Genomic DNA, 24768 nt, shown 5'->3' with positions numbered 1-24768 from the left:
TTGATTCTAGAATATTTTATAGGTTATTTTTAAGTGCAAGGCTCAATTGATGTAGGTGCCCGTCAAGTTTCTGCTTCGCCTTTGCTGCTTCTTCAAACGTTACATATTTAAATTCAACAGTATCTAAAGGTCTAAATTGTGCAAATTGATGTAAGTCGGCTTCAATTACAGTCCCTAAAAGAGGGTAACCCCCGGTTGTTTGACCATCGTTAAGTAGCACAATAGGCTCACCATTCGGTGGCAGTTGAATACTCCCAGGACTCACCCCTAGTGATGGCAAAGAGTGCGAATGTGCCAAATTATTTTTATGCTCAAGCCTTACGCCCATTCGGTTGCTGTTACTACTAACTTTAAATGCGGTAGATACAAAGTTGTTAAGTAAAGGCTCGCCTAACAAATTAGCATGAGGGCTTGGGTGCAGTCTTATAAGCTTGCGCTGGGCGGGAGCAATTGCGCCTACTTTTATAAACTCTCCATAATAAGGAGTAATAGGTATTTCATCACCAGTGGCGAGAGCTCTACCTTCAATACCACCAAAACATGCGTTTAAATCTGTAGATTTAGAGCTCATAACTTCAGTATTTTGTATACCGCCTTTCACTGCTAAATAAGCTCTTAATCCAGCTCTACCAGTAGCAAAGCTCAGTACTTGTTTATTTTTTACTGTGTATGTCCAACCAGGGTAAATTGCTTGTCCATCAAGGGTTGCTTGCAAATCTGCACCATGAAGCGCAATTACTGTGTCGCAGGTGAATTCCAGCTCGCACAGACCAACAGTTATTTCTAAAACGGCATCATTGTCGTTATTGTTAAGTAATCTATTAGCAATTATTTGTGCAAAGGGGTCTAAGCTGCCCGCTTTGCTTACACCTAGATGGCGGTAGCCATCACGGCCAAAATCTTGAATGGTAAGTAATACACCACTTTTAAGTACTTTAATCATGAGTTGCTCCTTTATTAACTAGCGGAACAAATTCAAGCGTATCGCCTGGTTGAATTAAACAAGGTTGCTCCGAGGTCGAATCAAACAAAGCAGTATCTGTATGACCTATTATGTGCCAACCACCAGGGGTATCTGCGGGGTAAATTCCGGTTTGTTCAGCACCTATCGCAACAGAGCCTTTAGGAACTTTAATGCGTGGCTCATCACGCCTTGGCGTATGTAATTGCTCTTCTAAACCATGTAGGTAAGCAAAACCGGGCTGAAAGCCTAAAAATAAAACGTGGTACTTGGTTTTACTATGAATATTAATAACCTCATCAGCGCTTAAATTATGATAACGAGCCACGTAATTAATATCCTCACCCTTGTATATGGTTTCGATTAAGTGATGTTGCCCTTTAAAAGTACTCGTTTTAATATCATTCCACAGCGAAGGTAGCACTTGTAACCACTTATTTAAGTGTTTATCTGATTTTAAATAGAGAGTGAGCGAGTTCATGGCTGGCACCAAATCGGTAAATTCATCAGTGCTTTTACAGTGGCTAGCTAAAGCCCAAATTTTCTTTTGAATAGAGAGTCTATCTGTAGCGTCTAAATGCGATGCATCAAGTAGTAAACTACTGTTTGTTAATGCATAAATATGGGGAGCTGGCTTCATTAAATAAACCTATTTGTACAACATAATTTAAACGTAACACAGTTTTATTAATTTATTTACACCATTGCGACTAAGTTGTTATGTTTAGTGTTTATTTACCCAGCTTACTTTAAGAGTGTTTTTATATTCAATTAATCGTATTTAACTTATTGAGGACTAAAACTTAATACATTTCGTACTAAATAAGTAATTAGGTTGAAATGAAAATTAAGATAAGGAGGTCTTAATTAGCACGCACTTGTTTATGAGGTACTTTATGAAACACCAGCATTTATTATATTTATCAGGCGCTGCTATTATATTTAGCGCAGGCAGCTTTGCTTTATCTATGGAAAAGGTAGAACACAGTAATGTAGAAGCCACCATGCATGTAGAAACCATTGTACTGGGGTCTGGTTGTTTTTGGGGAGCAGAAAAACGCTACGAAGCGCTTAATGGCGTTATTGATGCTGAGTCGGGTTATGCTGACGGTAATGGGTTTAAAGCAACGTACAGAAATATTACTGATCAGTCTCGTCGTTTTGACGAGAACAATTATGCTGAAGTTGTGCAAGTTATGTATAACAGCAATATAATTTCAGCAGAAGAACTCTTAAAAAACTATTTTGAAAGTCACGATCCTACGCAAAAAAATCGCCAAGGTAACGACATCGGTACGCAATATCGTTCAATTGTATTAACGACTACTGATGCACAAGCTAAAGTAGCTGAGCAAGTTAAATCGCAATATCAGCAGCTTTTAACTGATGCGAGCTACGGCAAAATCGAAACGGTTATTAAACCGCTTACAGGTTTTGTATCGGCAGAAGAATATCACCAAAATTATCTAGAAAAGAACCCTAATGGCTATTGCCCCGATCATTCTACAGGCGTAGTTTTTAATAAAACACCCGTAGAAAAAGCAGACAACAGTGCTCTACTCGCAGGTAAGCAAATAGTGGTACTTGATTCTCGTGATTACTGCCCGTACTGTGAAAAATTTAAAAAAGCAGTCGCAAATGATTACAAAGGCACAATACCTATGACATTTCGTCATGCTGACCAACTTAATGATTTAACTATTAAGTCAGCCACGTGGGCAACGCCGACTATTTTGTTTCTAGAAAATGGCGTTGAGGTATATGGCCGTCAAGGCTATGCAACACCTGAAGAGTTTTATAAAGCATTAGGCGCTTTTAAATTAGGTAACAGTGATGCTTATAAAGTTGCATTCGATGCACGAACAGATAGACCTTATTGTAAAGAGTACAAAGAGTTTAAAAATACACCTGATGGTACTTTTGTTGATAAATTAAGTGGAGAGCCGCTATTTGATACAAGCGATAGGTTTAACTCCGGTACTGGTTGGTTGTCGTTTAAGCACCCAGTAAAAAGTAGTGTAACGCAGCATGACGATAGCAGCTGGGGAATAACACGTATTGAGCTACGTTCTAAAAGTACAGGTATTCATCTTGGTCATTTATTCCCAGGAGAAGGCCCTAGAGGCACAGACCGCTACTGTATAAACGCAACAGTACTCGATTTTGTACCAAGAGATAAAAGCTAAACCTTTTACTTTGTAAAGCCTGATTTTAATCAGGCTTTTTTTTGAATAAAATAAAATAGATTTATCATATTCTTTGCAAATTTGTTAAAATTAAAGCGTTGAACTACACATCAATAATATAACTTAGGCTGTAAATGAATCAATTTATAAAAATAACAACGCAGTTAATGTATTTGCCTTTAGCTTTCTTAATTTTTATAACCGATGCTAAGTCGGCAACGCACTATGTCGTCGGTGTAGAGAATATAGAGTATCTACCTTACTTTGATGGTAGTGGAACAAATGGTGCTGACTATTATGGCTTCAGTGAAGAGTTGCTCAATTTATTTGCACAGCAGCACGATTTTGAATTTGAGTTTTACACGCTGCCAATTAATCGTCTTTATAAAGAATTCATTGATCACCATCATGTTGATTTTAAATATCCAGATAATCCACAATGGAAACCAAGTTATAAAGCTTCCTTTGGTGATTTAAATGAAATTATTTATTCGCAGCCAACCGTTGTGACTAAAACGGGTATTGCGAGTTTAAATAAAAATATCACTATTGATGAATGCGTTAGTTTTGCAACGGTGAGAGGGTTTACGTCTCAAAGCTTTAAACCTTTAATGAATAACGAAAACGTTGAGCTAATTGAAACAGCTAACGTAATGGAATTAATAGAGATGCTTTTAAAAGAGCGAGTGGAGTGTATTTACATATCTAACGATGTATTAAACTATAATATCGTTAAATATTTCAAATTAACCCGACCCGTTTATTTTCAAAACGAATTGCCGACAGATTTACAAGCCTTTTTATTATCGTCGATTGACTATCCTGAGGTAGTTAAGCAATTTGATACATTTTTGCTTTCACATAAAGTGCAAATAAGTAAATTAAAAAGAGAGTATCAAATAAAAAATTAACTAAAAAAGCCCCGTAAGTTATAACTTACGGGGCTTTTTAAAAGGTATTAACCTGTATATAACTATATTATGTATGTGCTTAATAATAAAAACAGTTCAAGCCAAGTCACCACCTAACTTGAACTGCTTTTCACACTGACAACATCTTCACACACAATATAAAGATTCTGTTTACTACGCTTACGTAGCCTTGTAATGCATATCATGTGGTTGAGCCAAGAATAAAAACAGTTCAAGCCAAGTCACCACCTAACTTGAACCGCTTTTCACACTGACAACATCTTCACACACAATATAAAGATTCTGTTTACTACGCTTGCGTAGCCTTGTAATGCATATCATGTGGTTTGAGCCAAGAATAAAAACAGTTCAAGCCAAGTCACCACCTAACTTGAACCGCTTTTTCACACTGACAACATCTTCACACACAATATAAAGATTCTGTTTACTACGCTTACGTAGCCTGGTAATGCATATCATGTGGTTGAGCCAAGAATAAAAACAGTTCAAGCCAAGTCACCACCTAACTTGAACCGCTTTTTCACACTGACAACATCTTACACACACAATATAAGATTCTTTTAACTGCTAAGTTTGAGTTACTAAAACTCAAAAGGTTGCATTTATTGCTCTTAAAAAACAAATTAACTAAGTTGTTTTGAGCTGATGAAGTAACTTTAATATTTAACTTTATTTTCGACAAACGATAAAAATGAAACCAATGAGTGAAAAAAATTAAACTATAGACTTTAGTCTAATGCTCGGCGTTAAGTTTATGTATTTAAATAAAAAATATTATTCAAATTTGCAGGGGGTTATACCAATCTTCTTATATATGGGGTCTATTTAACGTTAAGAAAATTACGCTAGAACTAGGCAAAAATTTTTGTATCTAGTTGTTCTCGGCAATTGCTCCCTGCATTGCTCTACCTCCTGCATCCATGCAGTCGTAAATAAAAAATTTTTAACGACGTAATAGTGCAATTTAATTCGTTAAATTGATCAAAGATTTATGCAGGTTGGTATTAGACGAGTTCAGTAATAAAACACAGAGTGGGTTCTATTAATGAACTCGTCTAATAGGGGATTATTCTTGGATTTTTCTAAACGTATTTACAACCCACTTCGCAAATAAATCAAGCGGGTGATTAGGCGTGCTTGATTCGTGCTGCACTAAATAGTATTTATCTTTAGTTGTTAAAGGCTGCTCGAATAATTTGTACAGCCATTGCTCATCTAACCAGCTTTGACTAATAGGCAGTGGAATAAGCGCAATACCCATGCCTTGCTGCGCTGCACGCGCTACACCAAACATGCTATCTATTTGAATAATCTGCGAAGGAGAAAAGTCATCAATACCCGCTTTTTCGGCCCACTGGTGCCATGCCCAAGGGCGAGCTTTGTGGAGGATCAGCGGAACTTGGTTAAGCGCTTGACGATGATCGTCCCTCCATTGATCGAGCAATTTTTTATTACATGCAGGAATATATTCAAGGTTAAACAACTCTGTTGCTAATCCTTCAGTAGGTTTACCTGAGGACAATACAATAGATAAATCGCTATGACGCGTTAACTCTTTGCGTGTTTTAAGCGTGTCCATTTGCAGGTTTATATTAGGGTGCTCTGACGTCCACTCACTTAATTTAGGCATGAGTAGCTCGCTGGCAAAAAACTCAGGCAACGTAATTGTCAAATTTGTATTTTGCTGCATCTGACTAAACTCGTTAATGGTGCCCTCTAACATTGTGATGATAGGAGACACAGCATCAAAAAAGTTTTTACCCGCTGTGGTTAAGCTAATTGAACGCGTTTTACGTTGAAAAAGTTCAATACCAAGTTGTTCTTCAAGTTGTTTTATTTGATGGCTTACCGCAGACGGCGTTAAGTACAGCTCATTAGCTGCATGCTTAAAACTTAGGCTTCTTGCGGCAAAGCAAAAAGAGCGAAGGCCACGAATAGGAGTTTGCATGTTTTCCAGAATTATTTAATTTATTGAGACGCCTTACTTAGGCAAAATTTGAACCAACTATTTAATATATAAATATCAGTAGGTTAAAAATAAATTTAACGCTAGTTCACAAAAAGGGTGCAGACTATCCACAAAATAGTGCAAAGAATCTAAGCGCTTACATTTAATTTATATTTGTATTATAGATAAAATTTACTACAGATGTATGAATGACGGTAAAAATAATGGCAAAAGATAAAAAAAATCCCTCGTGAGAGGGATTTTGGGTAACTCAGCGCCATTGGCACTGGGAATGAGGTCGGTACAGGGTAAAGCGTTATTTTTAAGCTAAAGCCTAAAAAACCATTTCTGGTACTTCACCGTCAACAAGTAATTTACCTGCTGTTTTACTAATGATTTCATCAACAGTTACGCCCGGAGCGCGTTCTAATAAATGAAATGCGCCGTCTTTAACTTCTAGTACGGCTAAGTCTGTTACTATTTTTTTAACGCAATTAACGCCAGTAAGCGGTAAAGAGCAGGCTTCTAATAGTTTAGAGTCACCATGCTTACTTGCATGGGTCATAGTAACAATAATATTTTTCGCGCCAGCGACTAAATCCATCGCGCCACCCATGCCTTTAATCAGCTTTTTAGGGATCATCCACGATGCGATGTTGCCGTTCTGGTCAACTTCAAATGCACCCAGAACAGTCAAGTCTACATGACCACCCCGTATCATGGCAAAACTATCTGCACTATTAAATATGGCTGCACCTTTAGCTGCTGTCACGGTTTCTTTACCCGCGTTAATCATATCGGCATCTAGCTCTGCTTTAGTAGGGTACGGGCCCATGCCTAAAAGGCCATTTTCGGACTGTAACATAACTTCAATATCATCCGGTACATAGTTTGCGACGAGTGTCGGAATTCCTATGCCCAAATTTACGTAGTAACCGTCTTGAAGTTCTTGTGCAACGCGCATTGCAACTTGTTCACGTGATAATGCCATAATTATGCTCCTGCTTAATCTCGTGTTGTTACACGTTCAATGCGTTTTTCAAAGCTGCCTTTAATAACGCGATTTACAAAAATACCTGGGGTATGAATTTGGCTTGGCTCAAGCTCACCCGGCTCTACAATCTCTTCTACTTCGGCAACGGTAATTTTGCCAGCCGTTGCCGCCATTGGATTAAAGTTCATTGCCGTGTGTCTAAACACTAAATTACCGTAACGATCGGCTTTCCATGCTTTTACTATGGCAAATTCACCCGTTATAGATTCTTCTAAAATATACGGGCGACCATTAAACTCTTTTACATCTTTACCCTCAGCCACAGGAGTACCGTAACCGGTTGCCGTGTAAAACGCAGGTATACCCGCGCCACCAGCACGCATTTTTTCAGCAAGTGTACCTTGAGGTGTAAGCTCTACATCAATTTCGCCACTCAATAACTGCTGCTCGAATAGGGCGTTTTCGCCAACGTACGAGGCAATTACTTTTTTAATTTGTTTGTCTTGTAATAAAATACCTAAACCAAAGTCATCAACACCACAGTTATTAGATACTACAGTTAAGTTTTTTGTTTGCATGTGCTTAATTTGTTTAATTAAGCCCTCAGGAATACCACATAAACCAAAACCACCGGCAATAATGGTATCGCCGTCTTTTAATCCTTCCATTGCAGCTTCGTAGCTATATACTACCTTATCAAAACCGGCCATGAGTCTCTCCTCATTGTGTGCTATTTATTGTTAACTATCTTGAATCATCATTTTATAAGATAGCTATTTAGTGTGTAGTGCCACAGATACTTTGCTCACAGGTTGCTTACCAAGTGCTTTGGTTATCTCCCAGCCAGCGTCACTTAACCTTTGTAAATCAATTCCGTGTTCAATGCCAAGCCCTTGCAGCAAGTAAACTACATCTTCGGTGGCAACATTTCCTGACGCACCCTTAGCATAAGGACAGCCACCAAGGCCTGCAACTGCCGCGTCAACCGTTGCTATACCTAGGCTTAAGGCTGCGTAAATATTTGTAAGCGCTTGACCGTAAGTATCATGAAAATGCACGGCCAGCTTGGTTTTATCAATGTGCGTTAAAAGTAACTCGATTAATTGCGTTACTTTTTTAGCGGTGCCAACACCAATGGTATCGCCAAGACTTACTTCGTAACATCCTAAATCTAACAGCTTTTGCGATACACTAAGTACTGCTTGTGGGTCAATCTCACCCTCATAGGGGCAACCTAGCACACAGCTTACATAACCACGTACGCGAATATTATTCGCTTTAGCAAACGCCATTACTTCGCTAAAACGTTCAATACTTTCATCTATTGAGCAATTTATGTTTTTTTGACAAAACGACTCACTCGCAGCGGTAAATATAGCAAACTCTTTAATGCCAACAGCATGCGCTGCTTGTGCACCTTTTAAGTTAGGTGTAAGGGCACTTAAATTTACGTCAGGTAAATCTAGCGCTGATATTACATCAGCTGAGTCTGCCATTTGTGGCACCCATTTAGGGGAGACAAACGCGCCAGCTTCAATATTTTTTAAACCTGCAGCGCTTAGGGCGTTAATAAGCGCTACTTTATCGGCTGTGCTTACTGTTTTTTCGTTTTGTAGGCCGTCTCGCGCGCCAACTTCAACAATACGTACTTTACTTGGAAAGGCACTCATTATGCACCTTCCTCAGTTGTATCTTCTACTATCGCAAGCAGAGCGCCATGCGTTACTAATTCGCCTTCACCAAAACAGTAGCTTTTTAAAATGCCGTCGTGTGGTGCGTTAAGCGTGTATTCCATTTTCATGGCTTCGATAATAACAACCGCATCGCCTTTGGTGATTGTGCTACCAATGTCGATTAAATGCTTTACTACCGTGCCATTAAGCGGCGCGGCAAGTGGCAGTGCTTCACTTTCGAGCGAACTAATGTAATGTTTATCAACTAGCTCAAACTTAGTTTGCAGTGCTTTATTCATCACTGTCACACTATTGCCAACAGTATTATTACCTACCGTAGTTACGTGCGCGCTATGTTTTTTGCCGTTAATAAATACACTACACAGATTATTATTTAATGTGCCTTGTAGATTAAAAACGTGCTCGTTATGCGTAATACTATAGCCCGCTGTGGTTTTTATAGCGCTTAGCTGTAAATCGGCAAAAGGGATTTTAATTGCTTGCGGAGCATTGAGTGTAAAACCGCTTAGTTGTTGCCAAGGGCTTGCACTGTTTGGCGCATTTTGGGTGTTAGTTAACGATTCTAAATATGCAAAAGCACCAATAAGTTGGCTTGCTTGTAATAACGATTTATCAACCGCAACTAACGAGTCGCCTTGCTCTGCAATAAAGTGTGTACTTGGCGCACCTTGTTTAAACGTAGGGTGGCTTACTAAGTTATGTAAAAAGCCAATGTTAGTGCTAAAACCCGCTAAATGAAATTGCTCAAGGGCGTGTTGTAAACGGCTCAAGGCTTGTTCGCGATTGTCGTCGTGCACAATAAGTTTTGCAATCATCGGATCGTAAAACGGGCTGATTTCGTCGCCTTGTGCAATGCCTGTATCAATGCGTACAAATTCGCTGTTAAGGGGGGTATGTAGTGCTTCAATAGTGCCCGAACACGGAATAAAGTCGTTGGCTGGATCTTCTGCGTATATACGCGCTTCAAAGCTATGGCCCTGCAATTGAATATCACTTTGTGTCAGTGGCAGTGTTTGCCCACCCGCAATATTAATTTGCCAATTGACTAAATCTACACCGGTTACCATTTCGGTCACTGGGTGTTCTACTTGAAGGCGCGTATTCATTTCCATAAAGAAAAATTCATCGCCACACAGTAAAAACTCAACCGTACCTGCGCCTCTATAATTTATAGCCAGTGCACAACGTACAGCCGCTTCGCCCATTTCTTTGCGTAGTTCGTCAGATAAACCCGGAGCAGGGGCTTCTTCAATTACTTTTTGATGACGACGTTGCAAAGAACAATCACGATCGCCTAAATAAACACAGTTACCGTAGTTATCTGCAAATACTTGCACTTCAACATGGCGAGGTTGGTTTACGTAGCGCTCAAGCAATACTAAATCGTTACCAAAACCGGCAATTGCTTCACGTTGCGCGCCCTCAAGTGCACTCACAAATTGTTTGGCGTTTTGTACAACGCGCATACCTTTACCACCGCCACCAAAGGCGGCTTTAATTAGTACAGGGTAGCCAATTTTTTCAGCTTCACTTTGTAAAAAAGCAGGATCTTGTTTATCACCGTAATAACCAGGTACTAACGGCACGTTAGCAGCTGCCATTATTTCTTTAGCGCGAGTTTTAGACCCCATTGCTTCAATGCTACTTGCTGGTGGCCCTACAAAAGCAATGTTGTTAGCTTCGCAGGCTTTAGCAAATTCGCTGTTCTCAGATAAAAAACCATAGCCCGGGTGAATACAATCAGCGCCGCAATCTTTGGCAACTTGCAAAATTTTGTCTGCTACTAAATACGAATCTTTACTTGGCGCAGCGCCAATATGGTAAGCCTCGTCAGCCATTTTTACGTGCCCGGCATGTTTGTCTACATCAGAATAAACCGCGACCGTGGTTAAGCCCATTTGTTTTGCACTGCGCATTACACGGCACGCAATTTCTCCACGATTGGCAATCAGTATTTTTTGTAATCGTTGTGTGTTCATAATTAATCCTACAGTTGCCATTGTGGTGGGCGTTTATCAAAAAAGGCACTTAGCCCTTCTTGACCTTCTTCAGATACGCGAATTTTTGCAATACGCTCAGCAGTAAGCTCAATGAGTTCATCGGTAATTTCTTTATTTGCTACATCGTTAATTAATGCTTTTGCGGCTTTTACTGCAATAGGTCCGTTATCAATCAGTGTTTGCAGCATATTATCGAGCGCACAGTCTAAATTACCGGTTACTTGATGGATTAAACCAAGTTGCTTAGCAGTATGTGCATCAAACACTTCAGCCGTTAAAAAGTACCTGCGAGCAGCGCGCTCACCGATAGCTTTAATGACGTATGGACTAATAACCGCCGGAATAAGACCCAGCTTTACTTCGCTTAAACAAAATTGTGCATCGTCTTTACTTAGGGCTATGTCGCAACAGGCTATTAAGCCCAGAGCACCACCAAAAGCAGCACCTTGCACAGCACAAATTGTAGGGTGTGGCGAGCTTGCTAATACCTGCATTAATTTAGCTAATTGCATTGAATCAGCTAGGTTATCGGCGTAGTTGTTATCAGCCATCGACTTCATCCAGGCTAAATCGGCGCCAGCTGAAAAGTGTTTACCCTCTGTTTTTAAAACCAAAGCGCGAATATCAAGCGTATTTGCATGTTCAATACACTGAATCAGCTCGTGTATTACTTCACTGTTAAATGCGTTTCTTTTTTCTGGGCGGCTTAACACAAGTACAGCCACATTAGATTTTGTTATTTGTAGTGTTACTGACATTTTGCGCTCCGGTTACATTCTAAATACGCCAAATTTCGAATCACGTTTTGGTGCGTTATTCGCAGCCGTTAACGCAAGCCCTAATACATTACGCGTATCGGCAGGGTCTATAATGCCGTCGTCCCACAAGCGTGCGCTTGCGTAATACGGATGACCTTGCTCTTCGTACTGATCAATAATTGGCTTTTTAAAGTCACTAATTTCTTGCTCGCTCATGCTTTGGCCTTTGCGTGCTAAACCATCTTGTTTAACTTGCGCCATTACACCCGCTGCTTGCTCGCCGCCCATAACCGAAATACGGGCATTAGGCCACATCCACATCATGGTTGGTTCAAATGCACGGCCACACATTCCGTAGTTACCTGCGCCGTAAGAGCCGCCAATAAGTACTGTAAATTTAGGCACATCAGCACACGAAACCGCCATCACCATTTTAGCGCCGTGCTTTGCAATGCCTTCGGCTTCGTATTTTTTACCCACCATAAAGCCGGTAATATTTTGTAAAAACACTAAAGGAATATTGCGCTGAGCACACAGCTGAATAAAGTGCGCGCCTTTTTGCGCCGACTCACTAAATAAAATACCGTTATTAGCCACTATGCCAACGGGGTTGCCATAAATGCTGGCAAAACCTGTGACTAACGTTTCACCAAAGTAGCGTTTAAATTCATCAAATGATGAGTCATCTACAGTGCGCGCTATTACTTCGCGTACATCAAATGGCTTTTTAAGGTCTGTGCCCACAATGCCGTAAAGCTCGTTAATGTCGTAACGTGGTGGCTTTACATCCTCTAGAAGAGGGGCTGTAGGGCGTGTGTAATTAATGCGCTCAATACATTGGCGCGCAATAGACAGCGCATGAGCATCGTTTTCAGCGTAGTGATCGGCAACACCCGAAATTTTACAGTGCACATCGGCGCCGCCTAGTTCTTCGGCGGTTACTTCTTCGCCTGTTGCTGCTTTTACAAGGGGCGGACCTGCTAAAAATATAGTGCCTTGCTCTTTTACAATAATGCTTTCATCGGCCATTGCAGGTACGTACGCACCACCAGCGGTACATAACCCCATTACCACGGCAATTTGTGGAATACCTTTACCCGACATACGGGCTTGATTGTAAAAAATACGACCAAAATGCAGCTTATCCGGAAATACATCATCTTGCTCTGGCAGATTTGCACCGCCCGAATCGACCAAATAAATACACGGTAAGTGGCAACGCTCTGCAATGTCTTGTGCACGTAAATGCTTTTTAACAGTTAGCGGAAAGTAAGTACCGCCTTTAACCGTGGCATCGTTTGCAATAATCATGCATTCAATGCCTTTAACACGGCCAATGCCGGCTACAACACCTGCGCACGGTATAGCTTGTTCGTACACACCAAATGCCGCAAATTGCGAAATTTCTAAAAAAGGTGAGCCTTCGTCAATTAACGTACTTATACGGTCGCGTACAAATAATTTACCACGGCCTTCGTGGCGCTCTTTTAACGCAGCGCCTCCGCCTTGGCTAATAGTGGCTACTTTACTGCGTAAATCATCCACCAGCGCCGACATATTTTTATGGTTTTGCACAAACGTTGGATCGTGAGGATTAACGCTCGATTTTAAAATCGTCATGGTTTAATCCTTAACGGCTTTCAGTGAAAAGTTCGCGGCCAATAAGCATGCGGCGTATTTCTGATGTACCTGCACCAATTTCGTATAGTTTGGCATCACGAAGCAGGCGGCCTGTGGCGTATTCGTTTATGTAGCCATTGCCACCTAAAATTTGAATCGCATCAAGCGCCATTTTAGTCGCAAGCTCTGCTGCATATAAAATGGCACCGGCAGCATCTTTACGGGTTGTTTCGCCACGGTCACAAGAGCGAGCTACCGTATACACATATGAACGGGCAGCATTCATTTGTGTATACATGTCGGCTACTTTGCCCTGAATTAACTGAAATTGACCAATAGGGGTGTCAAACTGTTTACGCTCATGAATGTACGGTGCTACTATGTCCATACACGCTTGCATTATGCCAAGCGGGCCAGCTGCAAGTACTACACGTTCGTAATCAAGGCCACTCATGAGTACTTTAACGCCTTCGTTTAAGTTACCTAAAATGTTCTCAGCAGGTACTTCACAGTTTTCAAATACTAGTTCACAGGTGTTTGAGCCGCGCATGCCCAGTTTGTCGAGCTTTTGCGCCGTTGAAAAACCAGGGAAGTTGCTCTCAACAATAAACGCGGTAATGCCTTTAGCGCCGGCGTTTAAATCTGTTTTAGCATAAATTACTAACGTGTGTGCGTCAGGACCATTGGTGATCCACATTTTGTTGCCGTTTAAAATGTACTTATTGCCTTTTTTTTCGGCTTTAAGTTTCATCGATACAACGTCAGAGCCCGCATTAGGCTCGCTCATTGCAAGGGCACCAATGTGTTCGCCACTAATAAGCTTTGGTAAGTATTTTTCTTTTTGAGCTTGTGTACCGTTACGGTTAATTTGATTAACACACAGGTTTGAATGTGCTCCATAGCTTAAACCTATAGAGGCACTGGCACGGCTAATTTCTTCCATAGCAATAACATGTTCTAAGTAACCTAACCCAGCGCCGCCAAGTTCTTCAGATACGGTCATACCCAGTACGCCCATTTCGCCCATTTGAGCCCAAAGTTGATTTGGAAAAGCGTTATCTAAGTCAGTTTTTTCAGCAAGAGGGGCAATTTCCTGACTCGCAAAACTGTTTACGTGGTCGCGGATCATATCGGCGGTTTCGCCAAGGCCAAAGTTCATTTCTTTATATAGTGAAATAGTGCTCATGATTCATTCCTGTGTGTCGTCAGTGTGTTGTTATTCTTAAAATAGGCTACTCGTCTATTTTGTTCAGTGTGTCTCTGCAGCGGCGCTCGGCAGTCACCAACTCCATAAGAACAACTTTAATGTCGTCCATTTGTTGAGATAAGTCAGACTTTTTATCGGCTATTAAATCAAGCATGGTAACCAGCTGCTTAGCACTCGACTTATCAGCGTCGTACAGTTCAAACAAACGGCCTGTTTCAGCAAGCGTAAAGCCCAATCGTTTACCACGTAATATTAGTTTTAAACGCACTTTGTCGCGTTTTGAATAAATACGTGTTTGACCATTACGCTCTGGGGTTATTAACCCTTGGTCTTCGTAAAAGCGAATAGAGCGGGTTGTAATGTCAAATTCTTTAGCGAGTTCGCTAATGCTGAATGTTTGTTCATTACTGGCCGGCATTTTGGCTGAGCTTGCAAAGTTTGTTTGATTATCTGGTTTCATAATTGTATTTACCTCATTCGAATAACCCCAATATAAGTGAAGTTTACGTAAAGGTAAAGCTTGGTGTGTTTTGAAACTATTTATAAAGGAGTGTTGGCGCGAAAAGTTGACTTATTTTATTAATTTTCAGTAGGTTAATTTTATTTCCTCAGTGTGGCCTAACAGCTGGAAAATAATGCTTACACTTATAAAACTAAAAATTAAGCTGTTTTTAGTTGACGTTGGCGTAAACGTTAGTATTGTGTGTAGGTATTAAATAATAAATGAATACTAAATTAATAGAGCAAATATACTAACAATTATTTGCATTAAATTACAACGGAGTTAGTTATGACTTTAGAATCAGTGGTAATTGTAGCAGCAAAACGCACCCCAATGGGTGGTTTTATGGGAGCGTTAAGTGATGCGCAGTCTACCGAGCTTGGCGCTACCGCTATTGCCAGTGCACTTGCACAAACTGGTTTAGCTAATAACGCTATAGATGAAGTAATTATGGGCTGTGTATTACCAGCAGGGCTTGGGCAAGCGCCCGCACGCCAAGCAATGTTAAAAGCAGGCCTGGCACTTAGCACCGGTGCTACAACAATTAACAAAGTATGTGGCTCTGGTTTAAAAGCCGCCATGCTTGCAAACGATTTAATTAAAGCAGGCTCTATCCAATCTGCCATTGCCGGTGGCATGGAAAGCATGACAAACGCACCGTACTTTATTCCAAAAGCACGTGGCGGTATGCGAATGGGTCACGGCGAAATAAAAGATCACATGATGAGCGACGGCCTTGAAGATGCTTACGATAACAAAGCAATGGGTTGTTTTGCACAAGACACCGCCGACGAGTACGGCATTGGTCGTGAGCAAATGGATGCGTTTGCATTAGGCTCATTAAGTAAAGCTAAAGCAGCAATACAAAATGGCAGTTTTGATAACGAAGTTGCCCCGCATACGATGCAAACACGCAAAGGCGATGTAACAGTTTCGATTGACGAGCAACCAGGTAACGCCCGCCCAGAAAAAATTCCAAGTCTGCGTGCAGCCTTTAAAAAAGACGGCACCATTACAGCCGCTAATTCATCGTCAATTTCAGACGGTGGCGCAGCGCTTATATTAATGAGCGAATCAAAAGCAAAAGAGCAAGGCTTAACACCGCTTTGTAAAATTGTAGCGCACAGTACTCACTCTCAAAAACCAAGTGAATTTACAGTAGCGCCAGTAGGTGCAATAAGCAGCGTGCTTGAAAAAGCAGGCTGGGCTGTAAACGACGTTGACCTTTGGGAAATTAACGAAGCATTTGCCATGGTAACCATGCTGGCTATTAACGAGTTAAAACTTGATGAAAGCAAAGTAAACGTTAACGGCGGTGCATGTGCATTGGGTCATCCAATTGGTGCAAGCGGCGCGCGTATTTTAGTAACGCTTATTCATGCACTTAAAAACCGAGGCCTTAAAAAAGGCATTGCGTCTTTATGTATTGGTGGCGGTGAAGCGGTTGCTATGGCCGTAGAAGCTTACTAATTAGGGTTACATGAATAGCTAGGCGAATACTTTAACGAATAACTATAAAGGCGCTGCACTCATAATACTAACAAAGCGGCGCTACCAATTTTAAAAGAGAACACACAACTCACACACTAGGATTTAATCATGCACCAAGTACCACTACTTATTAATGGCGAATTTATTCAATCAGCGTCAAAAGAGCTTATCGATGTTATAAACCCAGCAACTCAAGAAGTACTTGCACAAGTGCCATGTACCACCGAGTCAGAAATGGACGCGGCAATTGCCTCAGCCTCAGAGACGTTTAAAACATGGAAAGACGTACCCATTACTGAACGTGCTCGCATTATGATGAAGTACGCAGCGCTATTAAAAGAACATCACGATGAGCTTGCTACCATTATTTGCCACGAATTGGGTAAAACGTTTGAAGATGCAAAAGGCGATGTTTGGCGTGGTATTGAAGTAGTAGAACAAGCCGCTAACGCACCATCATTAATGATGGGTGAAACAATGGAAAACGTAGCGCGCAAAATCGATACGTATTCTTACATGCAGCCACTTGGCGTGTGTGCCGGCGTTACCCCGTTTAACTTCCCTGCAATGATCCCACTTTGGATGTTCCCGCTGGCTATTGTGTGTGGTAACACCTTTATTTTAAAACCGTCTGAACAAGATCCACTTACACCAATGCGCTTAGCAGAGCTATTTATTGAAGCCGGCGCACCAAAAGGCGTATTACAAGTTGTTCACGGTACAAAACCACAAGTAGACCGCTTACTAGAAGATAAAGCAGTGCGCGCTATTTCGTTTGTTGGCTCGTGTGGTGTAGGTGCTTATATTTATTCTAAAGGCACACAAAATCTTAAACGCGTGCAAGCGTGTGTTGGCGCTAAAAACCACATGGTTATTATGCCAGATGCAAGTAAATCGCATGTCGTAAACAACCTAGTAGGCGCATCGGTAGGTGCTGCTGGTCAGCGTTGTATGGGGATTTCGGTTGCTGTATTTGTAGGTCAAGCAAGTCAGTGGGTAGATGAAATTAAAGCAGGCTTTGAAAATGTACGCCCAGGCGTGTGGGATGATGCAAACGCGGCATACGGACCACAAACATCAAAAGCAGCAAAATCGCGTATTTTATCGCTTATTGCTGGTGGTAAAGAGCAAGGCGCTACCTGTTTAATTGATGGTTCTGACTTTACAGTTGAAGGGTATGAGCAAGGTAACTGGGTTGGTCCAACATTATTTACCGATGTAACCAAAGAGATGGATTTATACAAAGAAGAAATATTTGGCCCCGTGCTAGCGTGTATGTTTGTAGATACGCTTGATGAAGCAATCGCACTTATTAACGACAGCCCTTACGGTAATGGCACCTCATTATTTACGTCAAGTGGCGCAGTAGCTCGTAAATTTCAACACGAAATTGAAGTAGGGCAAGTAGGTATTAATGTGCCAATTCCGGTGCCACTTCCGTTCTTTTCGTTCACCGGTTGGAAAGGCTCGTTTTACGGCGATACACACACGTATGGTAAACAAGGTATTCGTTTTTACACAGAAACTAAAACGATTACCTCACGTTGGTTTGAAGACGACATTGCGTCGGGTCCAAACATGAGCATTAACTTAAAGTAATCATGATTAAAACGAATAACTGAATAACTAATAATAAAAAAGATGGGCGCGAAGGCTACTTCACACACAATACACACATAAGCCTTCGCCGCTCGTCACTAACTATCCCTTTAATGGGAAAGCGACACGCAACAAACACACAACAACAAACACACAACTAAAGAGGTCTCTACCATGGACTTTAACTTATCAGAAGATCAACAAGCCTTTGCGCAAACTGCACGACAATTTGCCGAGTCGGAACTTGCACCCTATGCGGCAAAATGGGATCGCGAGCATATTTTTCCTAAAGACACAATTAAAGCAGCGGGCGAACTTGGTTTTTGTGGTTTATACACGCCAGAGGAAGCAGGCGGCCTTGGCTTATCTCGTTTAGATTCGAGCATTATTTTTGAACAGCTTGCTATGGGCTGTACAGCAACTACGGCCATGTTAACCATTCATAATATGGCCACGTGGATGGTAGCAAGTTTTGGTACCGATGCCGTTAAAGACAAATACGTAGAGCAATTAGTCATGGGCGAGTTACTTGCCTCTTATTGTTTAACAGAGCCAGGGTCGGGTTCAGACGCCGCATCACTTAAAACAAAAGCCGTGCTTGAGGGCGATGAGTACGTTATTAACGGCTCAAAAATGTTTATATCGGGCGCGGGCGAAACCGAAGTATTAGTTGTAATGGCACGTACAGGCGGCGAAGGCGCTGCGGGTATTTCGGCATTTGTAGTGCCTGCCGACGCAAAAGGCGTTGAATACGGCAAAGCAGAAGAAAAAATGGGTTGGAACGCACAACCTACACGCCTAATTAGCTTTGAAGATGTACGCATTCCTGCACATAACTTATTAGGCGCAGAGGGCGAAGGCTTTAAATTTGCGATGCAAGGCCTTGATGGCGGTCGAATTAACATTGCCACATGTTCAATTGGTACAGCGCAAGCGGCGCTTAATACCGCCCGTGAATATTTAAAAGAACGTACACAATTTGGTAAACCACTCGCTGCGTTTCAAGCATTGCAATTTAAAATTGCCGATATGAACACCGAGCTTGTAGCTGCGCGCCAAATGGTTAGGCTTGCTGCATTTAAACTTGATAATAACGACGTTGAAAAAACCACTTACTGCGCCATGGCTAAACGCTTTGCTACTGATGTTGGCTTTACCGTATGTAACGACGCACTGCAAATTCATGGTGGTTACGGTTATATAAAAGAATACCCGCTTGAGCGCCATGTACGTGATGTACGCGTTCATCAAATTTTAGAAGGCACTAACGAAATTATGCGTGTGATTATAGCGCGCCGTATTTTAGCTGAGTCTGCAAGCGACGTTTTATAAGGAGCAATGTATGTCAGAATCTAAATCTAATCCGAGTATTGAACTAACAACCGAAGGTCATGTTGCTATTTTAACTATGTCTAACCCGCCAGCAAATACCTGGACAAAAGACACCCTAGTTGATTTAAAAAATACCGTTAACGCGCTTAATAATAATAAAAATATTTATGCATTAGTACTGACTGGTGAAGGCGAGAAGTTTTTTAGCGCGGGTGCCGACCTAAACGTATTTGCTGGTGGCGATAAAGGCGTAGCCGCCGATATGTCGCGTGTATTTGGTGAAGCATTTGAAGCGCTTAGTAATTTTAGAGGCGTGTCGGTTGCAGCCATAAACGGCTATGCAATGGGCGGCGGGCTAGAAGTCGCTCTTGCGTGCGATATACGTATTGCGGAAGAGCAAGCACAAATGGCGCTCCCTGAAGCTAAAGTTGGGTTATTACCGTGTGCGGGTGGCACACAAAATTTAGCATGGCTAGTTGGCGAAGGCTGGGCAAAACGCATGATTTTATGCGGCGAGCGCTTAAAAGCTGATAAAGCCCTGCAAATTGGATTAGTGGAAGAAGTAGTACCACAAGGTGAAAGCTTTGCGGCGGCATTAAAACTTGCCAACCAAGTGGCCGATCAAAGCCCTACCTCAGTTGCAGCATGTAAAACATTGATTCAAAAAGGGCGCCATCAACCAATGGCAAGTGTATTGCCTCTTGAGCGCGAGTTATTTGTTGGTTTATTTGATACCGAAGATCAACAAGAAGGTGTAAATGCCTTTTTAGAAAAACGCCGCGCTAACTGGGTAAACGGCTAATGAGTGCTTTAACATTATTAAATAGCGCTGATGAGCCCGTAGTATTTGAAACTGCAACCGCAGAAAATGGCAGTTTAATAGGGCTTATTACACTTAACGCACCAAAAGCATTAAATGCGCTTAATTTTGAGATGATCAAATTACTTGAACCGCAATTGCGAGCTTGGCAAGACGATGATGCTATTGCAATGGTGTTGTTAAAAGGCGCAGGCGATAAAGCATTTTGTGCCGGTGGCGATGTTGTGAGCCTTCATCGTGCGATGGCGCAAGGTAAACCAACAAGCCTAGTTGAGGAGTTTTTTACGCTCGAGTACAAGCTTGATTATCTTATTCATACCTTTGATAAACCAATCCTTGTTTGGGGTAACGGCATAGTGATGGGCGGCGGTTTAGGGCTAATGGCCAGTGCTAGCCACCGCGTTGTAACCGAAACATCTCGCATTGCCATGCCAGAGCAAACCATAGGTTTATACCCAGATGTAGGCGGGAGTTACTTTTTACATAAAATGCCACAAAACGTCGGGTTATTTTTAGGGCTAACGTCAGCATCAATTAACTGCGACGACGCGCGTTTTGTATTGCTTGCCGATCACTTTATCGATAGTAATAAATATGATGCCATGCTTGCGCAAATTTTAACTGCAAAGTGGGGCAAAACTGCGAGCTTAAATCATGAGCGATTAACCGATTTACTCACCGGTTTAGACAACCAGTCGGCGCCTATGCCTAAAGGCAATATAAAAGCTAATTTAAAAACGATTCAAAAATTGGGTGAGTTTAAAACCTTGCAAGAACAAGTTGATTATATTTTAGGGCTAGCTACTGACGATAAATGGCTACAACGGGCCCAAAAGTCACTAAAACACGGATGCCCACTAAGTTGCGCACTCGTTAGTGAGCAATTAAAAACAAGTAAAGGAAAAAGCTTATTAGCGTGTTTTAAAATGGAGCTAGGTATGTCGGTTCGCGCTGGCGAAGTAGGTGAGTTTCAAGAAGGTGTAAGGGCACTACTAATAGATAAAGACGGCGCACCGAATTGGCAATACAAAACACTTAGTGATGTACCACAAACAATAATAGATAGCTTTTTTGCTAACCGCTTTGGCGAAAACCACCCTCTCAATGGCTTAGACACGCCATCACACAAATAAAGGAAAGACGATGACTAAACTAAATATTGGTTTTATCGGCTTAGGTAATATGGGCGGCCCAATGGCGGCTAACTTAATTAAAGCAGGCCATACTGTTAGCGTGTTTGATTTAAACCAGTCGGTCGTAAATGAGCTTGCAAGTAAAGGCGCAAAAGCAGCAGTTGATGCAAAGCAGTGCGCAACCAATGCTGACGTACTTATTAGTATGTTACCAGCGGGCAAACATGTTAAGTCGCTTTACTTAGGTAATAATGACGACAGCGGTTTAATTAACGTGCTGAGCAACAATACATTAGTAATTGATTGCTCAACAATAGATGCAGAATCAGCACGTATTGTAGGCAGTACACTTGGCGAGCAGGGCATTAGCTTTGTAGATGCACCGGTATCGGGCGGCGTTGCAGGTGCAACAGCAGGCACACTTACTTTTATTGTTGGCGGCGAAAAAGCCGCGTTTGATAAAGCAAATACAGTGCTTAGTGATATGGGTAAAAACATATTTCATGCAGGCGATATTGGCGCAGGACAAGTAGCAAAAATATGTAATAACATGCTACTCAGTATTTTAATGGCAGGCACCAGCGAAGCACTGCAAATGGGTATTAACAACGGCCTCGATCCTAAAGTACTTAGCGACATAATGACCGCAAGTTCTGGGCGAAACTGGACGCTTGAACTTTACAACCCTTGCCCAGGTGTAATGGATACAGCCCCTGCAAGCAACGATTATAAACCAGGCTTTATGGTCGATTTAATGGCTAAAGATTTAGGCCTTGCCATGGAAGCCGCGCAGCAAAGTAATTCATCAACCCCTATGGGTTCAATGGCTAAAAATTTATACACTATGCTGCAGCACCAAGGTGCGGGTAGTGATGACTTTAGTGCCATTTTTAAACTGTTTTCTAAGTAGGAGTAACGCGTGGAAATTAAAAATAACACGGTAGTAATAACCGGTGGAGCACAAGGTTTAGGCTTTGCAATGGCGCAAAAGTTTGCACTTATGGGTGCTAACATTGCTTTAATAGATATGGCGCAAGACTTATTAAACACAGCATGCGAGCAACTTATGCAATTAATGCAGCTTGAAGGTGTAGCTAGTACTATTAAAGGTTATGCCGCAAACGTAACAAATGAGAGCGAAGTAGAAAACGTATTTAATACCATTAACAGCGATTTTGGCCACATTGGTGTGCTTATAAACAACGCCGGTATTTTACGCGACGGCATGTTTATAAAGGCAAAAGACGGCAAAGTCGTTAAAAAAATGTCTCTTGAGCAGTTTCAATCAGTGATTGATGTAAACCTAACCGGTGTGTTTTTAGCAGGGCGGGAAGCTGCAAGCCACATGATTGAGTCTGGTAAAGGCGGCGTTATAGTTAATATGTCGAGCGTAGCGCGCGCAGGTAACATAGGCCAAACAAACTACGCGGCATCAAAAGCAGGCGTAGTGGCACTTACCTCCACATGGGCTAAAGAACTTGGTCGTTTTGGTATACGTGTAGGCGCTATTGCACCAGGTGTAATAAGCACCGCCATGACCGACGCCATGAAGCCTGAAGCCAAACAACGTATGCTTGCAGTAACGCCAGTAGGGCGTTTAGGCGAAAGCGACGAAATTGCGCATACTGCACAATACATAATTGAAAACGACTTTTTTACCGGTCGCGTGGTTGAAATAGACGGCGGCATTCGTTTGTAAAGTAAGCTAGATTAAGGTTGATTCAAAAAGCATGGCGCTTGTGGGCTGTGCTTTTTTGTTTTAAATCGGGGAGATTATAATTTTGAAAAAGGGCTGATAACCCCGTTTGCACCTTGCTGCAATACATGAGTATAAATTTGTGTGGTTTTAACATCAGAATGGCCAAGCTGAGCTTGAACAGTTCTTATATCGGCGCCATTTTGCAGTAGATGAGTAGCAAAAGAGTGCCTTAATGTATGAGGTGTTATTATTTTTGTTAACCCTGATTTTTGGACGGCTTTTTTAACCTCTTTTCTAATACAAGAGTGATGAAAATGATGTCGCCTTATTTCACCACTTTGAGGATCTGAACTTAACATATGAGAAGGAAATAAATACTGCCATGCTAGTGTTTTTGCGGCTGAAGGATATTTTTTTGTTAAGGCATATGGCATCCACGCGCCGGCATATTTAGTGTTATTTAAATCAAGCTTTAGGTAGTCATCAACGTTTAAAATTTGAGTTCTCAGCATAGGGATCAGCTCTGTAGCGAGCGTTACAATACGATGTTTATTTCCTTTGCCATTCCATACTTGAATACATTTATAATCAAAATCAATATCTTTCACCCTTAATTGCACCGCTTCCATTACTCTTAAACCACTTCCATACATAAGGGCTGCAATTAAATAATAGCGCTTATTTAAATGAGCCATCAACATTTTAACTTCCTCTGGGGTCATCACGACAGGGAGCTTTGCTTGTTTTTTACTACGGGCAAAATTTAAATTTAATGAAAGTTCGTTTTTTATTATATGTTTGTATAAAAATGACAATGAATTGAGTGCAGTGGCTGCGTACGTGGTGCAACGTTTTGCTTTAACACTAAATGTTCTAAGTAGCACTCGACTTCATTGTCTCCCATTGAGGCGGGATGGCGTTTATTATGAAAATGGATATAAGATGCAATCCATCTTAGGTACGTATCTACGGTGCGTAATGAATACTGACGTACCAACATATAATCGGCTATATAATTTAAAAATGGAGAGCGTGTTTTCATATTACCACCAATAATATAACTGTATTTATATACAGTATAGTTGTACTGCTCCCATATTCAAGAAAATGAGCGACGAGCGCATTTTGTCTTTTATTGAGAGTTTGTGTGCTAGTAAAAAATTATATATAGCAATGTGTTAAGTTATTTGGTAAAAATGATTTATTGAATACATGAGCGTGACATTGGCAGATATATGCGCGATGAGCGCACTATAAAATTGTTAGCTGTACAGGGACGGATATGTTGTTACGGATAGTTGAGGAGAATATTCAAAACGAATTTCCTTCCCTTCAATACTCGATGAATGAAAGCAATGATACTTTAATCATCAAAGGACCAAATGATCGTGTTGGGAATATTGAGATCGAAGATGAGTTAGAGGAAATTATCGTAATGGTCGGTAATTTTACTCATTGGCATGCCGCATGTTACGACCAAACTATAAGTAAGGATGAAAGAGACAAACAGGTTTCGTCTGAAATTATTGATTTCTTACGAGATTTATTTTCCAATAAACTTATTCTCTGGGGTAGCCATCAAACCAGCGGTGGATTCTACAACATTGATCTTGCTCTTAATGAACAAGATTCACCTTGTGAGCCAAGTGAAGTTGAGCAGTATTTTTGGTCAGGTGAAAAGTACAGCTAACAAGTTACTCAAACGGACGCTAAACAGTTGGCTAGCTTCGTTCCTCGCAATTTTAGCCAACAATTTATCGCCGCTTAGTAAGGCGTTGAGGTTGTAGAATTACTCTTTTTAGGAACGTATTCTACTATTTCAAATTGATTGCTTTTTAACCTTGAACCCATCCGTTCGCTGTGATCTAATAGATATTATTCACCCACGGTAA

General features: G+C 41.3%; 21 protein-coding genes and 1 pseudogene. 10 read left to right on the top strand and 12 right to left on the bottom strand.

Going from position 1 to position 24768, the window contains the following annotated elements; translation table 11 throughout:
- Positions 1-16 precede the first annotated feature (16 nt).
- Both I6F44_RS07405 and pxpB read right to left on the bottom strand, forming a co-directional pair.
- Positions 17-943: a biotin-dependent carboxyltransferase family protein gene (locus I6F44_RS07405; RefSeq protein ID WP_121954418.1), complete on the bottom strand. Its 927-nt coding sequence runs from the start codon at positions 941-943 to the stop codon at positions 17-19.
- Positions 936-1601: a 5-oxoprolinase subunit PxpB gene (gene pxpB / locus I6F44_RS07400; RefSeq protein WP_121954419.1), complete on the bottom strand. Its 666-nt coding sequence runs from the start codon at positions 1599-1601 to the stop codon at positions 936-938. Before pxpB ends, I6F44_RS07405 begins: the two co-directional genes overlap by 8 nt.
- A gap of 256 nt (positions 1602-1857) precedes the next feature.
- Here pxpB and msrA point away from each other — a divergent pair, with 256 nt between their 5' ends.
- On the top strand, positions 1858-3147 hold the full coding sequence (gene msrA / locus I6F44_RS07395; RefSeq protein WP_121954420.1) for a peptide-methionine (S)-S-oxide reductase MsrA: 1290 nt from the start codon (positions 1858-1860) through the stop codon (positions 3145-3147).
- 134 nt (positions 3148-3281) lie between these two features.
- On the top strand, positions 3282-4058 hold the full coding sequence (locus I6F44_RS07390) for an amino acid ABC transporter substrate-binding protein (protein WP_121954421.1): 777 nt from the start codon (positions 3282-3284) through the stop codon (positions 4056-4058).
- Between the two features lie 1087 nt (positions 4059-5145).
- Here the strand turns inward: I6F44_RS07390 and I6F44_RS07385 are convergent.
- The 9 genes from I6F44_RS07385 to I6F44_RS07345 form a co-directional block, all read right to left on the bottom strand.
- A complete protein-coding gene (locus I6F44_RS07385) occupies positions 5146-6027 on the bottom strand; it encodes a LysR family transcriptional regulator (protein ID WP_024590165.1) in 882 nt (293 codons plus the stop codon).
- 334 nt (positions 6028-6361) lie between these two features.
- On the bottom strand, positions 6362-7018 hold the full coding sequence (locus I6F44_RS07380) for a CoA transferase subunit B (protein ID WP_007580251.1): 657 nt from the start codon (positions 7016-7018) through the stop codon (positions 6362-6364).
- Positions 7019-7032: 14 nt separating this feature from the next.
- On the bottom strand, positions 7033-7731 hold the full coding sequence (locus I6F44_RS07375; RefSeq protein WP_121954422.1) for a CoA transferase subunit A: 699 nt from the start codon (positions 7729-7731) through the stop codon (positions 7033-7035).
- 63 nt (positions 7732-7794) lie between these two features.
- Entirely contained in the window at positions 7795-8691 is an 897-nt protein-coding gene (locus tag I6F44_RS07370) for a hydroxymethylglutaryl-CoA lyase (RefSeq protein WP_121954423.1), read from the bottom strand.
- Entirely contained in the window at positions 8691-10694 is a 2004-nt protein-coding gene (locus tag I6F44_RS07365) for an acetyl/propionyl/methylcrotonyl-CoA carboxylase subunit alpha (protein WP_197173541.1), read from the bottom strand. The genes I6F44_RS07370 and I6F44_RS07365 overlap by 1 nt, the downstream gene beginning before the upstream one ends.
- Positions 10695-10702: 8 nt before the next feature.
- Entirely contained in the window at positions 10703-11473 is a 771-nt protein-coding gene (locus I6F44_RS07360) for an enoyl-CoA hydratase/isomerase family protein (RefSeq protein WP_121954425.1), read from the bottom strand.
- A 12-nt stretch (positions 11474-11485) separates the two neighbouring features.
- Positions 11486-13093 carry a carboxyl transferase domain-containing protein gene (locus I6F44_RS07355; RefSeq protein ID WP_121954426.1) on the bottom strand — a complete coding sequence of 536 codons (1608 nt, stop codon included), beginning with the start codon at positions 13091-13093 and terminating at the stop codon, positions 11486-11488.
- 10 nt (positions 13094-13103) lie between these two features.
- Positions 13104-14279, bottom strand: a complete 1176-nt coding sequence (locus I6F44_RS07350; RefSeq protein ID WP_197173540.1) for an isovaleryl-CoA dehydrogenase — start codon at positions 14277-14279, stop codon at positions 13104-13106.
- 46 nt (positions 14280-14325) lie between these two features.
- Positions 14326-14760 carry a MerR family transcriptional regulator gene (locus I6F44_RS07345; protein WP_007580242.1) on the bottom strand — a complete coding sequence of 145 codons (435 nt, stop codon included), beginning with the start codon at positions 14758-14760 and terminating at the stop codon, positions 14326-14328.
- Positions 14761-15090: 330 nt separating this feature from the next.
- Here I6F44_RS07345 and I6F44_RS07340 point away from each other — a divergent pair, with 330 nt between their 5' ends.
- From I6F44_RS07340 to I6F44_RS07310, 7 genes are all read left to right on the top strand, one after another.
- Positions 15091-16272, top strand: a complete 1182-nt coding sequence (locus tag I6F44_RS07340) for a thiolase family protein (RefSeq protein ID WP_007580239.1) — start codon at positions 15091-15093, stop codon at positions 16270-16272.
- 129 nt (positions 16273-16401) lie between these two features.
- Positions 16402-17892 (top strand): CoA-acylating methylmalonate-semialdehyde dehydrogenase, encoded by a 1491-nt coding sequence (locus I6F44_RS07335; RefSeq protein WP_121954428.1) that lies wholly within the window; start codon positions 16402-16404, stop codon positions 17890-17892.
- Positions 17893-18066: 174 nt separating this feature from the next.
- Entirely contained in the window at positions 18067-19224 is a 1158-nt protein-coding gene (locus I6F44_RS07330; RefSeq protein WP_010552837.1) for an acyl-CoA dehydrogenase family protein, read from the top strand.
- 10 nt (positions 19225-19234) lie between these two features.
- Positions 19235-20026, top strand: coding sequence for an enoyl-CoA hydratase (locus I6F44_RS07325; RefSeq protein ID WP_121955658.1), 792 nt, complete (start codon positions 19235-19237; stop codon positions 20024-20026).
- Positions 20026-21177 (top strand): enoyl-CoA hydratase/isomerase family protein, encoded by a 1152-nt coding sequence (locus I6F44_RS07320; protein WP_197173539.1) that lies wholly within the window; start codon positions 20026-20028, stop codon positions 21175-21177. Before I6F44_RS07325 ends, I6F44_RS07320 begins: the two co-directional genes overlap by 1 nt.
- A gap of 10 nt (positions 21178-21187) precedes the next feature.
- Entirely contained in the window at positions 21188-22087 is a 900-nt protein-coding gene (mmsB, locus tag I6F44_RS07315; protein WP_121955656.1) for a 3-hydroxyisobutyrate dehydrogenase, read from the top strand.
- Positions 22088-22096: 9 nt separating this feature from the next.
- A complete protein-coding gene (locus tag I6F44_RS07310) occupies positions 22097-22876 on the top strand; it encodes an SDR family oxidoreductase (protein ID WP_121955655.1) in 780 nt (259 codons plus the stop codon).
- A 74-nt stretch (positions 22877-22950) separates the two neighbouring features.
- Here the strand turns inward: I6F44_RS07310 and I6F44_RS07305 are convergent.
- Positions 22951-23918, bottom strand: a pseudogene (locus I6F44_RS07305) (integron integrase).
- 240 nt (positions 23919-24158) lie between these two features.
- Between I6F44_RS07305 and I6F44_RS07300 the strand changes: the two are divergent.
- Positions 24159-24566, top strand: coding sequence for a hypothetical protein (locus I6F44_RS07300; RefSeq protein ID WP_121955654.1), 408 nt, complete (start codon positions 24159-24161; stop codon positions 24564-24566).
- Positions 24567-24768: the final 202 nt, after the last annotated feature.

Origin of the sequence: Pseudoalteromonas sp. NZS11_1, from assembly GCF_015864275.1 — a bacterium.
Taxonomy (GTDB): domain Bacteria; phylum Pseudomonadota; class Gammaproteobacteria; order Enterobacterales; family Alteromonadaceae; genus Pseudoalteromonas; species Pseudoalteromonas arctica.
Note: the sequence above shows the minus strand (reverse complement) of the source record. Positions and strands in the feature narration are given on the sequence as shown.